Raw genomic sequence first — 15,145 nt, 5'->3', positions numbered from 1 at the left:
GGAGGACGACACAAAAAGAAAAGCATCGGGCGACCGATGCTTTTTTAATTCTTTACTGATATCCTAGCAATTTCATTACCTGTTTAGAATTCTGCTCTTCACCAAACACTTCGAAATTGAACGTTTCGTCCCGGTTTCTGCGAATCAACACATGTTTCGGGGACGGGAGCAGGCAATGATGGATACCCCCATAACCACTTAATACATCTTGGTACGCACCTGTATGGAAGAACCCGACATACTGTACCTTACGGGTTTTCGGCATAAAAATAGAGTCCATATGTGCTTCCTGATTGTAGTAATCCTGCCCATCGCAGGTAATACCCCCCAGCGTAACACGTTCATACTCGGAATCCCAGTTGTTTATCGGCAAGAGGATATATTTTTGGTTCAGTGCCCACACATCGGGCAGATTCGTGATAAAAGAACCATCGATCATGAACCATTTTTCGCGATCGTTTTGTTGCTTGCGACCTAATACCTTATACAAGATACCGGAAGCCTCCGCCACGGTGTACTTGCCAAATTCGGTAATAATATCTGGTTCCATTACCTCATGGTGTGCACAGATCTGTTTGATACGATTGATGATCTCGTTCACCATATACTCGTAATCGAAATCATGCACCAACGAATCCTTAAACGGCATACCGCCACCGATATCTAAGGTATCTAAATCAGGATTTACCTTTTTAAATTTACAGTAGAGCGTAACATATTTCTCCAGCTCGTTCCAATAGTATGGTGTATCGGAAATACCCGAGTTGATAAAGAAATGTAATAACTTGACCTTGAAATTCGGATTGTCGACTATTTTATTGTTATAAAAATCAATAACATCTTCTGAGCGAATACCTAAACGTGAAGTATAGAACTGCGAATCCGGCTGTTCTTCCGATGCGATACGGATGCCCAATGCACAAGGCTCGTCCAGCTCAATCTCGTCGTCATACAGATTAAATTCTTCTTTATTATCTAGTACGGGAATAATATTTTTAAACCCGTCGTGGATCATATCAATGATGTATTGCTTATATTGATACGTTTTGAAGCCGTTACAAATTACGGTAATATCTTTTGTTACCGTTCCTGCTCGCTCTAAAGCGTCGATCATCGGCATATCAAAAGCGGATGACGTCTCTAAATGGATGTCATTTTTCAGCGCTTCTTCAACGATATGTTTGAAATGTGAAGATTTAGTACAATAGCAGTATTTATATGTTCCTCTGTAATCATTTTTCAAAATGGCGGTTTGGAACAAAATTTTTGCTTGCTGAATTTTTTTGCTGACGATAGGTAAGTAGGTAAAACGCAGTGGTGTGCCATACGTCTCTATCATCTCCATCAAATTCAGATCGTGGAAATACAATTCGTCGTCGATAACCTCGAATCCGTCTTGCGGAAAACCAACACTTAAGTCAAGAAATTCCTGATAGCTTTGCATTTTTTATTATTTTTGGCAAAGATATACTTTCATGATGAATACCTTACTATATGAGCTTATGTTTTTCTAATTCATTATCAGAAAGTTATAAAAATTACGAAATAATTACATGGTTAATTCTATTCAACAGACATTAATTACACAGACAATTCGCGCTGTGAAGGAACTTTATAGTACGGATATTCCTGAATCACAGGTGACTTTGCAGGAAACCAGAAAAGAGTTTGAAGGGCATATCACCGTAGTCGTTTTTCCTGTGACACGTTTCTCCAAAAAATCTCCGGAACAAACCGGGAACGATATTGGAAGATTCCTTCAACGTACTGTGCCGGCTATCTCCGCCTTTAATGTAATCAAAGGCTTCCTGAATATCAGCTTTACCGATCAGTATTGGGTAGAATTGGTTAACACGAAGTTGATAGACACGTCTTTTGGTGTATTCCCGCCGAATGGAAAGAAGTTGATGGTGGAATATAGTTCGCCGAATACCAATAAACCGCTTCACTTAGGGCATATTCGAAACAACTTATTAGGATACTCCGTCTCTGAGATTTTAAAGGCTTATGGTTATGATGTCGTGAAAGCTAATCTTGTCAACGACCGTGGTATCCACATCTGTAAGTCGATGCTTGCCTGGCAGAAATACGGAAATGGAGAAACACCGGCCTCGTCGGGAATAAAAGGTGATCACTTGGTAGGTAAATACTATGTTGTCTTCGATAAAGAGTATAAAAAGGAAATCGACACACTGAAAGCGCAGGGACAGACCGAGGAGGCAGCAAAGAAAAACGCACCCTTGATAAAAGAAGCGCAAGCGATGCTCCAAAAGTGGGAAGCTGGTGAGGAAGAGGTTATCGAGTTATGGAAAACCATGAACGGATGGGTGTACGACGGGTTTGAGAAAACGTATAAGCGGCTGGGCGTAGATTTTGACAAGTTTTATTATGAATCGAACACGTATCTGCTAGGAAAGGATATCATTCAGGAAGGACTGGACAGCGGCGTCTTCTTTCGAAAAGCGGACAATTCAGTGTGGATTGATTTAACGAATGAAGGACTAGATGAGAAACTGGTGCTACGAGGTGATGGTACATCGGTATACATTACGCAGGATTTAGGTACAGCCCAACTGAAATACGACGAGTTTGAGATGGACGAGTCTATTTACGTGGTGGGCAATGAGCAGGATTATCATTTTAAGGTATTGTTCTTGATTCTAAAGAAATTGGGAAAACCGTGGGCAGAAGGGCTATTCCATTTATCGTATGGTATGGTCGATCTGCCGTCGGGCAAGATGAAATCCAGAGAAGGCACAGTAGTCGATGCTGACGATTTAATGGCGGAAATGTTGGAAACGGCCAAAACGCGCACGGAAGAATTGGGAAAAACCGAAGGATTGGAAGAGGATGAAAAAGCGTCATTGTACTGTACCGTTGGGATGGGCGCGCTAAAATATTTCTTACTGAAAGTGGATCCCAAAAAACGACTCTTGTTTGACCCCAATGAATCGGTCGATTTTCAAGGGCATACCGGACCGTTTATTCAATACACACATGCACGTATCAAATCAGTCTTACGCAAAGCATCTTATGATAAGTCACTAGCGTTAGGATATCCTGCGGATCTCTCTGTTTATGAACAAGATTTAATACAAGCTTTAAGCAAATTTCCGGAGGTATTGGAAGCTTCGGCGAAAGAATTTTCACCGGCCCAGTTGGCCAATTATGCTTATGAGCTCGCTAAGCTTTATAATAAGTTCTACCATGAAGAAAGCATTATAAAGGCCGAGGATGATACGGTCAAAAATTTCCGTTTACACCTATCGGCGATAGCTGCGCGGATGATTTCGAAAAGTATGCGGCTATTGGGGATTGAGGTACCGGAGAGGATGTAGGTTTTCTTTTCTTTTTCTCCGCGAAAAAGAAACAAAAAGCTCGCCGCTGGGAATCTTTGCGTAAGGGTGAGGTGCAAAGGCAAGTTTGTACAGATGCAAAGTTTCCAAGGCGGCATTTGGGGTTAATTAGGGATAATGCAAATGCGTAACTAAAGCGTTTTTTATCGCATAGTGATTTCGCAGATTAATACTCATTAAGAAAAGAAAAAACTTATGCAAAAAAAATACAAAATTGGATTAATAGGCTTTTCAATAGGTGGACAGGTATTCCATGCGCCGTTTATTGTAGGAAACCCGTCTCTTCAACTCTATAAAGTAACGGCTAGAAAACCTGAACAGCAGCAAGTTTTATCGAATAAATACCCGTCGGCTATTGCGGTACAGACTGTGGATGAAATCATCAATGATCCCCTAGTGGATATCGTCGTAATCGCGACTTCTAACGACGTACATTATTCATTAGCTAAAGGAGCGCTGGAAGCGGAGAAACATGTAGTCGTGGAAAAACCATTCACCAACACAACCGCAGAGGCGGATGAATTGATTGCGTTGGCGAAACAGAAAGGACGGATACTAACTGTTCACCATAATGCCAGATTTCATTCTGATTTTAAGACGGTTAAAAAGATTGTCGAAAGCAAAAGGTTAGGATCGGTGGTCAATTATCAAGCACGTTTTGACCGTTTTAGAAACTTTCTGCGAGAGGGTGCATGGCGGGAACAAGATTTGCCGGGTTCTGGTATCCATTATGATTTGGGTGCGCATCTAATAGACCAAGCACTGCAACTTTTCGGCAAACCCGATGCCGTGTTTGCCGATCTGCGAAAGCAGCGTGAACACGCCAAGGCGGTTGATGATTTTGAATTTATATTAAGTTATCCAACGCGCAAAGTGTCCCTATTTGGGCAGATGCTAGCAAAAGAACCAACTCCTCGGTTTGCATTATATGGCCTGAAAGGTTCCTTCGTAAAACCAGGCATAGACCCTCAGGAAGCTTTATTACGCAACGGTGCATTACCGCACGAAGACCCGAACTGGGGGAAAGAACCTACGTATAATTATGGGGTGTTGAATATATTGGAAAACAGGCAGGATATAAGGGAAACCATTCCTAGTGAAATCGGAACAGGTCAGGATTTTTATCAAAATTTGGTAGAGGTATTACATAATAAAAGTGAGTTAATTATTACACCGAAACAGGCGCGTGATGTTATCCGTACTCTAGAAGCAGCTGAACAATCCTGGAAGGAACAACGGGTTATTTGCCTCAAAGATCAATTGATAGCATATTAATGGATTATGACGCAATTATAATCGGTGGAGGAGCATGTGGACTGATGTGTGCTGCGCAAGCAGGATTGTTAGGAAAACGTACACTAGTTTTAGAAAGAAACGACAAGCCTGGCGCTAAAATACTAATCTCAGGAGGCGGACGCTGTAATTTCACCAATTTATATACCGCACCGGAAAATTTCATTACGGAAAACCCACACTTTTTGCACACTGCTTTTTCGCAATGGACGGTGGAGGATACGATTTCTTTTTTTGAGAATTTCGGTAAAATTCAAGGACAGGAAAAAACACTCGGTCAACTTTTTCCAAAGTCGAATAAAGCAAAAGATATTGTCGCTGTATTCACGAAATTGATGTATGATACCGGGCAAGACATTTGGTTGCAAACCGACGTTAAATCTGTCGAGAAACGAGAAGAAGGGTATCTAGTGTCCTTGGTACGACAGGGAAACGATCAACAGCTCTTTTGTAGGAAAGTAGTTTTTGCTTCGGGAGGTTTACCGGTGACCAAACTGGGCGCTTCGGATTTTGCCGTGAGATCGGCTCGTCAATTTGGTTTATCCATCGTCGACACTGCACCAGCACTTGTTCCGCTGACGATAACAGGAAAGGACGCACCATGGTATGCGTCTTTAGCTGGGAACAGCGTCTTTGCCCGTGTTTACAACAACAGAATCAGTTTTGAAGAGAACATACTTTTTACCCATTGGGGATTGAGCGGCCCGGCTATATTGCAGATATCATCTTATTGGCGCGCCGGTGAAACCTTCACGATAGATCTTCTCCCAAAATTCCGTCTCGATGAACTGATCAAAAGTGAACGAGCTGCCGGAGGGAAGCGTACAGTAGGGCAAATGCTGAACGATTATTTTACAAAGAGAATGGTGGAAGCGTTGGGGACATATCTTCCAATCGAGCTTAAGATTGCATCAATCAGTAAGACAAACGCAAAGCGTGTATGCGATACGATACATAAGTTTACGGTCAAACCTGCCGGTGACAAGGGATATGATAAAGCGGAGGTAATGCGGGGAGGGATCTCGACCGACGAGCTCAATCCTCGCACGCTGGAAGCCAAGAAGCATCAGGGGCTTTATTTTGGCGGCGAAGCTGTAGATATTACGGGTTGGCTCGGAGGCTATAACTTTCAATGGGCTTGGGCTTCAGGCTATTTGATTGCGCAAGATTTGTAGGGCAATCGGTATTTTCTTAACTTTGCACCGAAGCAAACTGGTTCTATCGCTGTCGCATCTACGGATGGGAGAGAGGAAAGTCCGGGCAACATAGAGCAACACGCTTCCTAACGGGAAGGCTCTTGTGTAAATAAGAGACAGAAAGTGCCACAGAAAATATACCGCTCCGACACGTCGGGGTAAGGGTGAAAATGTGAGGTAAGAGCTCACAGTCTTGCATGGTGACATGCATTACGGTAAACCTCGTGTGTTGAAAGACCAAATAGGTTACGAAATTCAGAGGTTGCTCGTCTTTTTCCGATTTATCGGGATTCGTAATGGGTAGGTTGATCGAGCTTGCGTGTGAATGCAAGCCTAGATAAATGATAGAAATCCGCTCGTTTAGACGTTGAGGATACAGAACCCGGCTTACAAGGTTTGCTTCTTTTTAAGAGTTAATAAGTTAATAGGATAAATAAATATGACGACAATCTTAATCATCGACGACGAACGACCAATAAGGAGCTCGCTCCGCGATATTTTGGAATATGAAGATTACAAAGTTCTGGATGTCGATAATGGATTTGATGGCTTGGATCTCTTAAAAAAGGAAAAAATAGACCTCGTTCTATGTGATATCAAGATGAACAAAATGGACGGTATGGAAGTTCTGACGGAGGCACAAAGTATCTGCGATACGCCTTTTATCATGATTTCCGGCCATGGTACTATCGAGACCGCTGTGGAGGCAGCGCGGAAAGGTGCTTTCGACTTTCTGGAAAAACCACTCGATCTAAATAGATTGTTAATTACCGTGCGAAATGCCCTTGAAAAAGGAGGGTTGGTCAAGGAAACTAAAGTTTTAAAGAAAAAAGTTTCCAAAACCAAGGAAATACTAGGCGAATCCCCAACGATTAGTCTTATAAAAGAAACGATAGATCGTGTGGCTCCTACGGAAGCACGTGTCTTAATAACAGGGGAAAACGGCTCAGGAAAAGAATTGGTAGCGCATTGGCTTCATGAAAAATCTACTCGTGCAGGTTCGCCTTTAATAGAGGTCAACTGTGCCGCAATCCCATCTGAGCTGATAGAGTCTGAATTATTTGGACATGAAAAGGGTTCGTTTACATCGGCAGTAAAGCAGCGTATCGGAAAGTTTGAGCAAGCTAATGGTGGAACATTGTTTTTGGATGAGATCGGTGATATGAGTCTTTCTGCCCAAGCGAAAGTACTACGTGCACTTCAAGAAAATAAAATAACACGTGTAGGAGGTGAAAAAGAGATAGATGTGAATGTCCGTGTAATCGCGGCAACAAATAAAGATTTGTTAAAAGAGATAGAAGATGGCAATTTCCGTATGGATCTTTACCATCGGCTGAGTGTTATCTTAATTCATGTACCTTCTCTTAAAGAACGTGCTACCGATATTCCTATTATTGCATCAAGTTTCTGTGAAGAAATATGTGGTGGATACAACACGCCTACTAAAGAGATTACCGAGGGAGCTATGCAAGCATTACAAGCGTTGCCCTGGACAGGAAATATTCGTGAATTGCGGAATATGATTGAACGATTGATTATCCTTAGTGATAAGAGAATTACGGAAAAAGAAGTGGCATTGTATGCGAACCCGTCGAACACGAACATAACTACGGAGAATAACGGAGGTTTGAAAACAGGACAAACCCTCGATTTTGATAAATTTGAATCTTTTCAGGATTATAAGGATTACGCGGAAAAGGAATTTATTAATTTTAAATTGGATAAGAATGGTTGGAATGTTTCAAAAACCGCCGATGATATCGGAATACAACGCAGCCATTTATATCATAAAATCGAAAAATTTGGATTAAAACGTACGGAATAGGATGGAAAAAAAGCGGTGGAAATTTCCACCGCTTTTTGCTACTCATTGAATTTTCGTTTCTGCCTCCTGTAAAGCACAACAATAATAAGTAAGAGTATAATCGCTCCCACAATAATCGCCGCTGTAGGCGATGTTTCTTCTCCCTCCGTATTTATATGTTGGCTTGCTCTTGCAAGTAACGCGAAATAGCTAAATAAAATAATAAACCCCACCTTTCTCATAACTTAAATATTTAAAAAACCATAATGGATATAATGTAACGTTTTCTGTGTTAAATAACAAACTTTTTTAACACAAAGATGTAGTATTTTGTGTTAAGAAATGTTAAACAACCATAAAGCTCTTTTTCACTTTTTTTACAAACAGTAGTTGCAACAAAGAAGATTTACATTTCTTCCGGAACCGGACTGTGTATCAATTCTTGCGCTTCGAGTAAGATTCGTTTTTTTTGATGTTTGGCAGTTCGCAGAAATTCGAGGTAATTAGGATTTTCAAGCAAGTCACGGACGAGTATGCAGCCATTTTTGAGTAACAACGATGTTTCTATAGCATTTAAATTGGTTAAACAGGTTACTGGATACAAGTCTAAATTATCTACTTGATTTTTAATGCTATTGTGGGCAGGGTAGTCCCAAGCTAACATATTTAATTTATAATATTCTCCAAAACTGATGGAGTCAGAAGTGAGGTAGGCATTCGTCACCAGCCAACCATCTGTAAATTGTTGAGGCGTTTCAAAAAAAGAAAAGGAAAGACCTTTGATATCTTTTACTCTTGACAGAAAATACATGGGGGTAGTTACAGAAATTTTCGCATCCACGTCATTTCGGAATTTACATTCTATAGCCAACATAGAATCACCTTTTGTTGCTATAACATCAATTTCATGTGTAACCGCATGGCCTTGTACTGTTTTTCCGGTAACAGTTTTATAACCGGCGTTAGCAAACAATTTACCTATCCATTTCTCAAAGTAGAAGCCCTCTGGTCCTAAATCCCGAAGTGCCTTCTTCAATGAATACCTGGCTGCATAGGAATCACGATGATTTTTTAACAAATCGAAAGCAAGTTCATACAGTTCGCGTGTAGTTATACCATCGTAGAGACGCGGTTGTATGCGTTGGAAAACCGTATCAACTTCGTCTTCCGAAGCTTCTGATTTAGTCAGCGAGTGTCTTAATTTGTTAGGTTCAAAGGGAACCAGCTCCCCCGAGTGTTTTTTTACATATATTTTCATTGTAATCTGTTTGGGTACCAAAAAGGTACTATTTTTTATATAAACAGCAAAACATTTTGAATAAATAGATTGTTCTATTAAAAAAATTGGTTATGGGAATTATAGATCAAGCAGTAGACAAAATGAAAACTAAACTAGACGATGCTTGCGAACATGGCACGATAGGAAGTTCAGAGCGTATGCTATCTGTCATAGCGGGTGGTTTTATCTTAGGATATAGCGCCAAAAAATTACTAAAAAAACCATTAGCCGCTATTTCCGGTCTTACGTTGGGAGGTGCATTGGTCGCCAGGGGTGTAAGCGGAAAATGCCCTATTGTGGGAGCAATTGAGGATGCAGAACAACAGGAACGGAATCTTACACTAATCGAACGCCGCTATTTCGAGAAATAAATCGAGGTTTGTTATATACTAATTCTGGCTGAACCATCCTTGTGATGGTTCAGTCTTTTTTATCAACTAATAAAACCTTTCACATATTGCTGTGTGATCTCATGCTGTGGATTTAACAGTACATCATCTGTTTTGCCAAATTCAATGATCTCGCCGTTATACACAAATATGATATAATCAGATACACGACGCGCTTGCCGAAGGATATGTGTAACAAGTACTATTGTGTAATCCTGTTTTAGCGCTATCAGTAGGTTTTCTATCGTTTGAGTTGAAATAGGGTCTAGCGCGGACGTGGACTCGTCTCCCAAAATAATTTCTGGCTTTACGGCGAGCCCGCGAGCTAAGCAAAGACGCTGTTGCTGTCCTATAGAAAGCTTGGTCGCCGATCCTTCCAAGCGGTCTTTTACCTCGTCCCATAACCCAACATTCCGGAGCTGAGTTTCCACTATTTCCGTCAATACTTTTTTGTTTTTCTCGCCGTGTATACGCGGTCCATACGCTACGTTGTCAAAAATGGACATTGGTAAAGGGAAAGGTTTTTGTGAAAGTAATCCCATTTTTTTACGGATATGGGTAACCTCTGCATCTTTAGCATAAAGATCTTCGCCATTCACCAAAACTGACCCTGTAATATTCACACCTTTGGCGTCGTCTACCAGACGATTTAAGGTCTTGAGCAGCGTCGTTTTCCCTCCGCCCGAGGGTCCGATAATGGAAGTTACCGAATTATTGGGAATTGACAGGTTTATATTCTTTAAAATACGCTTACCCTCAATGGTAACATTCAGATCTTTAATTTGTATATGTGGTATAGAAGTATTCACTAAATCTTGTGTTTCTGCTGTTTGGAGGCTAGAAGATGTGTACATATAACGATTATTAAAATAATAAATGTCAAAACTAATGCAGAAGCATAGGCACGTCCTTGTACCTCCGGAATCGGACTACTCAACTGGAAGAAAATAGCCAATGGCAATGTGGCCGCAGGTTCATCTACATATTTTGGAAGATTATCGCTAAAACCCGTTGTTAACAAAACGCCAGCTACGTCTCCGATTGCCCGGCCAAATGCCAATAGAATAGCGGTAAAAATACCCGGTTTAATATATTTTAATAGAATTTTCGCCAATTCCCATCTTGTCGCTCCCAGTGAAAAGGTTACATGCTTCAAATCGACAGGAATCGTTTTTAATAATTCATCTATAGTCCGCACGACGATAGGAATCGTTAATAAGGTAATCGTAATGATACCACCCAATAAGGATGCCCGAATACCCATCCAAATCATGATGCTGAAAGCAATAGCACCGTATACAATGGAAGGAATACCAAAAAGGACGTCAAACAACAGTTTGCAGGAGCGCTCCAAAAAAGATCCGCTCTTTACGTAAACGTTGAGAAAGATGGAAATAGGAATTCCAATGAGCGTGGCAAGCAAAGTAGAAAACGTTGCTAAATACATCGAACCTAAAATAGCATTCAGGATACCACCTTCCTTTCCAATATAAAAACCACCTTTTGGAGCTTGACTAATCATTTCCCAAGATAAATATGGGAGCCCCTGGTAAAGAATGGTACCAATAATAAAGAAGAGGGAACCCGTGATCGTTATTCCCGAAAGCTGCATAGCCACCTTGGCAATTTTTTCTTTTAGTAGTCGTTTCTTTATATTACTCATTATGATTTCGCCTCCAATCTGTTGAGTATTAACCGCGATATTAAATTAAATCCGAAAATGAGTACAAATAACAGTAAAGCTGCAAACATCAAAGCAGAATCGTACAACGGTATCGACATCATCTCACCAAAATTATTGGCAATCAATGCCGGCAGGGGATACCCTGCGTCAAAGAACGACTTCGGAATCTGCGGAATATTTCCACAGACCATCAGTACAGCTATCGTCTCGCCAAAGGCACGAGAAATACCTAAAACAACAGCTGCTATCAATCCCGGCTTGGTTTTCACTAATATAACTTTGACAATGGTTTCCCATTTTGTGGCGCCCAATGAAAGTGAAGCGGCTTTCAATTCATAAGGAATCGTTTGTAGTACTTCTACCATGATGCTCATCATAATCGGAAAAATCATCACTGCTAACACAATTCCCCCGGCAAATACCGTGTAACCCGTAGTTTCCGCTCCCACAATAGGCGCAACGTATTGGCTCAAAAAAGGAACGACAAATAATACTCCCCAAACACCGTAGAGTACGGGAGGAATTGCAGCTAATACATTCACTAAAGGCAAAACCATTCTACGCAGCGCTTCGCTGGCGTATTCTACTAAATAGGCAGAAGCCAAAATACAAAGTGGAGCGGCAATGATAAGGGATATAAACGTTACCCAAACAGTTCCCATGATGAAAGGAAGGAATCCAAAACTTCCGTTGAGAGGAGACCACACACTTTCCGTAAGGATAGCACCCAAACTCTCTGCACGAAGCAAAGGAATAGATTTGAAACTAAGCCCCGTAAGTATAAGGATGATAACAACAAGGGATAATGCCAACATGGCGGCAAAACTACGTTGTATAAGCTTGTCTTTTATTAATCTCCAGTTCACTTTATAATGATAATTTATTAAGTTCAATGGTTTTTATCGCATCGTTCAAAGGAACGTATCCATTTTCAAGCAGATAACCTTGCTGCTCCTTTTCCAGAACAAATTGTATAAACGCTGTCAGTAATTTTGTTTTTTTGTCGGAGCGAATGACAAATGTCAGGTCACGGGAGGGAGGAGAGGGGTAGCGATTGGTGGCAACAGCATTTGTTAAAGAATCAATATGGCTATAGAAATTTTCTTCTTCATCGATATGGCCATTGTTATTAAGATCCAACGGAAGGATACCGATATTTTCTACTGTCTGTTTCGTTTTCAGATTATAAACAAAATTAATATTGCTGAAACCAATAGAAAGTGGCTTGTCTTTGATAGCCTGTACCAGACCAGGATCTCCGAATATACCCACGCCTTTTAATCCTTCTTGGTGTACGCCTAAAAACTTCGCCCACGTTTCAGCTGCGCCTGCAGCGTCTGAACGTACATATACCTCGATCGGCTTATTTACAAAGCGCGAATCAATGTCGCTCCATAGTTTATATTTCTGATGTACAAAAATACCTTCTAATTCTTCTTGTGTAAGACCGCGTTCTTTTATCAGTGTATAATTGGGATGATGGCGATTAAAAGACCCAACCACTGCATCTTTTGCGACATGTACGGGATAAGCGCCCTTAGTGATCTCTTGTTTATGGAGGTCACGGGATACTAAGCCGATATCCACCATGTTGGATAGGACGTCGGCAATACCCTTTCCCGCACCCCCAGCTGAAATGTTAAATCGAACATGTGGATGTTCCTTTTTAAAATCTTCACTCCATAATACAACAATAGGATATAAAGCAAACGCACCAGAAATGGAGATATTTCCGGTGTAACCGTTTTTTTCATCATATCCCTCTTTAACTTTCGGGGCGCAAGAAGTTACTAAAAATAAGAGTAAAAAGCTATATATTAAATAATTATGTTCTTTCACCTAATTTTGTTATTTGAATTGCTTCGAAAAATTATTTTACAAATATATACTAAATTGGTAGATTTTATGTGTTTAGTATATAAAAATTTTATAACTTTGTCTTCAAGTTGTTGAAAAGAAGCCATCGGATGGCAGGGATAATTAGCAAATTAAAAAATAGAGAGAAGAGATCATGCAAAGCTTTCGCACAGAATTAGAGAATCCAATAGTAGAGCAGGAGATAATTGAATTAGAGAAAAAGATAAGAGCTTATCGCGAGGGAAATATCGTAGAGGACAGATTTAAATCCTTACGCTTAGCTCGTGGTATTTATGGACAACGTCAACCAGGAGTCCAGATGATACGTATCAAATTACCATTTGGTAAGATAACTTTTAAACAGTTATTAAAGATTGCAGATATCTCAGATGAATATGCGAGCAGTAATATCCATTTTACGACAAGACAGGATATACAAATACATTTTGTTAGTCTGGACCGTACCCCCGAGCTATGGGCAAAATTAGCGGCGGACGACATGACTCTTCGTGAGGCCTGTGGTAATACGGTCCGGAATGTAACTGCTTCTCCAACAGCCGGAGTAGATCCGGACGAACCTTTTGACGTTTCTCCTTATGCGCAAACAACATTCGAATATTTCGTTAGGAACCCCATTTGTGCTGAAATGGGACGAAAGTTTAAGATTGCATTTTCATCGAGTATAAAAGATACGGCTTTTTCCTATATACACGATTTTGGCTTTATCCCTAAAGTGAAAACCGTAGATGGTCAGGAAGTCCGTGGTTTCACTGTGATGTTCGGAGGCGGCCTGGGCGCACAACCGATTTTAGCACATAAAATACATGATTTCTTGCCTGAAAATGAAATTATTCCATTGATGGAGGCGACTATACGTGTGTTCGATCGGCATGGTGAACGAAACAATAGAAACAAGGCACGCTTTAAATATGTGGTACAAAAGTTAGGGTTAGAGGAAGTATTAAGGCTCGTTGAGATTGAGCGCAAAGCGAATAAAAGTAAACAGTTTGTGTTCAAAAAAGATAAAATCACACAACCCGAACCTCCGCCAGTATTTTCGGGTATAGTGGAACCACTCGATGCAAACGCTTATGCCATGTGGTCGAAAACGAACGTTTTTGAACAGAAGCAAAATGGATTCTACGGCGTATATGTTAAAGTACCCACCGGAGATATTTCGACCGCAAACGCTCGGTTGTTGATAGCTGGAATCCGTGACCATGTCGCTGATGACATGCGGATCACCCAAGATCAAAATTTATTGTTAAAATATGTTCGGAAAGAGTCGCTTCCGCATATATATAATGTATTGCACCAATTAGGTTACGCAAGATTCGGATTTAACAGTACATTGGATGTAACAACCTGTCCTGGAACAGACACCTGTAATTTAGGGATTTCCAATTCAACAGAAATGGCACGTGTGTTGGAGCAATATATAGAAGAATTTCATACAGATTTCGTCTATGAAACAAATCTGAAAATCAAAATTTCCGGTTGTATGAACTCTTGCGGTCAGCATGGTCTAGCACATATAGGATTTCATGGTGCGTCGCTCAAAGCTAACGGCAAAGTATTGCCTGCAGCACAAATCATGATGGGCGGTGGAACTGTTGGTGACGGTATTGGTCGTGTATCCGATAGAATCACCAAAGTACCGACCAAACGGGTTACACAAGTTGTAGACGTCGTATTAAATGACTATAAATTAAATAAGTTGGAAAACGAGAATTTCCATGATTACTACGACAGGCAAACAAAAGATTATTTCTACCGTCTGCTGAAGCCTCTTGCGGATTTAACCAATCTAATAGATGATGAATTCGTAGATTGGGGGCGTGACGATGTATACAATACAGCTATCGGCGTGGGAGAATGTGCAGGGGTAGTCATTGATTTAGTGGCTACACTATTGTTCGAAGCAGAAGAAAAACTAGATCTAGCAAAAAAAATGTTAGAAAAGGGACAATATGCAGATAGTATATATCATGCATATAGTGCCTTTGTGTGGACAGCCAAAGCGTTGCTTTTGGACAAAGGAATAAATGCCAGCACACAAGTGGCCGTTATTGACGAATTTGATGTACAATATGTACAAACGGAAATATTCACTTTCCCGACTTCGTTTAAAGAACGCGTATTACAAATTAATAAATACGAGCCTTCTCAAGAATTTGCAGAAACATATTTAACACAGTCTACGGCATTTTATGTCGATGCTGCAGCTAGGAGAGAGGAGTTACGGGCGGCGACAACAACTGTTTAGTTTATATAATAGGAGGGAAAT

Annotated in this window: 13 protein-coding genes and 1 other RNA gene; 7 read left to right on the top strand and 7 right to left on the bottom strand. The window is 40.7% G+C overall.

The features are described from left to right. Positions 1–52: 52 nt before the first annotated feature. Positions 53–1,444: an arginine decarboxylase gene (locus G5B43_RS01090; protein WP_165292872.1), complete on the bottom strand. Its 1,392-nt coding sequence runs from the start codon at positions 1,442–1,444 to the stop codon at positions 53–55. Between the two features lie 109 nt (positions 1,445–1,553). Here G5B43_RS01090 and argS point away from each other — a divergent pair, with 109 nt between their 5' ends. From argS to G5B43_RS01065, 5 genes are all read left to right on the top strand, one after another. After that, positions 1,554–3,338: an arginine--tRNA ligase gene (argS, locus tag G5B43_RS01085; RefSeq protein WP_165292871.1), complete on the top strand. Its 1,785-nt coding sequence runs from the start codon at positions 1,554–1,556 to the stop codon at positions 3,336–3,338. A gap of 213 nt (positions 3,339–3,551) precedes the next feature. Next, positions 3,552–4,631, top strand: coding sequence for a Gfo/Idh/MocA family oxidoreductase (locus G5B43_RS01080; protein WP_165292870.1), 1,080 nt, complete (start codon positions 3,552–3,554; stop codon positions 4,629–4,631). Further along, positions 4,631–5,824: an NAD(P)/FAD-dependent oxidoreductase gene (locus G5B43_RS01075; RefSeq protein WP_165292869.1), complete on the top strand. Its 1,194-nt coding sequence runs from the start codon at positions 4,631–4,633 to the stop codon at positions 5,822–5,824. The genes G5B43_RS01080 and G5B43_RS01075 overlap by 1 nt, the downstream gene beginning before the upstream one ends. 30 nt (positions 5,825–5,854) lie before the next feature. Next, positions 5,855–6,251, top strand: an RNA gene (gene rnpB, locus G5B43_RS01070) — RNase P RNA component class A. 33 nt (positions 6,252–6,284) lie between these two features. Further along, positions 6,285–7,670 carry a sigma-54-dependent transcriptional regulator gene (locus tag G5B43_RS01065; protein WP_165292868.1) on the top strand — a complete coding sequence of 462 codons (1,386 nt, stop codon included), beginning with the start codon at positions 6,285–6,287 and terminating at the stop codon, positions 7,668–7,670. Positions 7,671–7,708: 38 nt separating this feature from the next. Here the strand turns inward: G5B43_RS01065 and G5B43_RS19655 are convergent, their stop codons facing one another. Next, positions 7,709–7,891, bottom strand: coding sequence for an LPXTG cell wall anchor domain-containing protein (locus G5B43_RS19655; RefSeq protein ID WP_165292867.1), 183 nt, complete (start codon positions 7,889–7,891; stop codon positions 7,709–7,711). 164 nt (positions 7,892–8,055) lie between these two features. After that, entirely contained in the window at positions 8,056–8,907 is an 852-nt protein-coding gene (locus tag G5B43_RS01055; RefSeq protein WP_206367190.1) for an ATP cone domain-containing protein, read from the bottom strand. A gap of 92 nt (positions 8,908–8,999) precedes the next feature. Here G5B43_RS01055 and G5B43_RS01050 point away from each other — a divergent pair, with 92 nt between their 5' ends. After that, entirely contained in the window at positions 9,000–9,299 is a 300-nt protein-coding gene (locus G5B43_RS01050) for a YgaP-like transmembrane domain (RefSeq protein WP_165292866.1), read from the top strand. A gap of 62 nt (positions 9,300–9,361) precedes the next feature. Here the strand turns inward: G5B43_RS01050 and G5B43_RS01045 are convergent, their stop codons facing one another. From G5B43_RS01045 to G5B43_RS01030, 4 genes are read right to left on the bottom strand one after another with little or no spacing between them, the layout of a single operon-like run. After that, on the bottom strand, positions 9,362–10,171 hold the full coding sequence (locus G5B43_RS01045) for a phosphate ABC transporter ATP-binding protein (protein ID WP_165292865.1): 810 nt from the start codon (positions 10,169–10,171) through the stop codon (positions 9,362–9,364). Continuing rightward, on the bottom strand, positions 10,126–10,980 hold the full coding sequence (locus G5B43_RS01040) for a PstA family ABC transporter permease (protein ID WP_165292864.1): 855 nt from the start codon (positions 10,978–10,980) through the stop codon (positions 10,126–10,128). Before G5B43_RS01040 ends, G5B43_RS01045 begins: the two co-directional genes overlap by 46 nt. Next, the gene (gene pstC, locus G5B43_RS01035; protein ID WP_317167456.1) at positions 10,980–11,867 is read right to left on the bottom strand and encodes a phosphate ABC transporter permease subunit PstC; all 888 of its coding nucleotides are present in this window, start codon (positions 11,865–11,867) and stop codon (positions 10,980–10,982) included. Before pstC ends, G5B43_RS01040 begins: the two co-directional genes overlap by 1 nt. A 1-nt stretch (position 11,868) precedes the next feature. After that, the gene (locus G5B43_RS01030) at positions 11,869–12,840 is read right to left on the bottom strand and encodes a PstS family phosphate ABC transporter substrate-binding protein (RefSeq protein WP_165292863.1); all 972 of its coding nucleotides are present in this window, start codon (positions 12,838–12,840) and stop codon (positions 11,869–11,871) included. 172 nt (positions 12,841–13,012) lie between these two features. Here G5B43_RS01030 and G5B43_RS01025 point away from each other — a divergent pair, with 172 nt between their 5' ends. After that, positions 13,013–15,124: a HEPN domain-containing protein gene (locus tag G5B43_RS01025; RefSeq protein WP_165292862.1), complete on the top strand. Its 2,112-nt coding sequence runs from the start codon at positions 13,013–13,015 to the stop codon at positions 15,122–15,124. Positions 15,125–15,145: the final 21 nt, after the last annotated feature.

It is taken from the genome of Sphingobacterium sp. SGR-19 (assembly GCF_011043555.1).
Classification (GTDB): Bacteria; Bacteroidota; Bacteroidia; order Sphingobacteriales; family Sphingobacteriaceae; genus Sphingobacterium.
The sequence above is the reverse complement of the archived record's forward strand: the minus strand, read 5'-3'. Positions and strand labels throughout refer to the sequence as shown.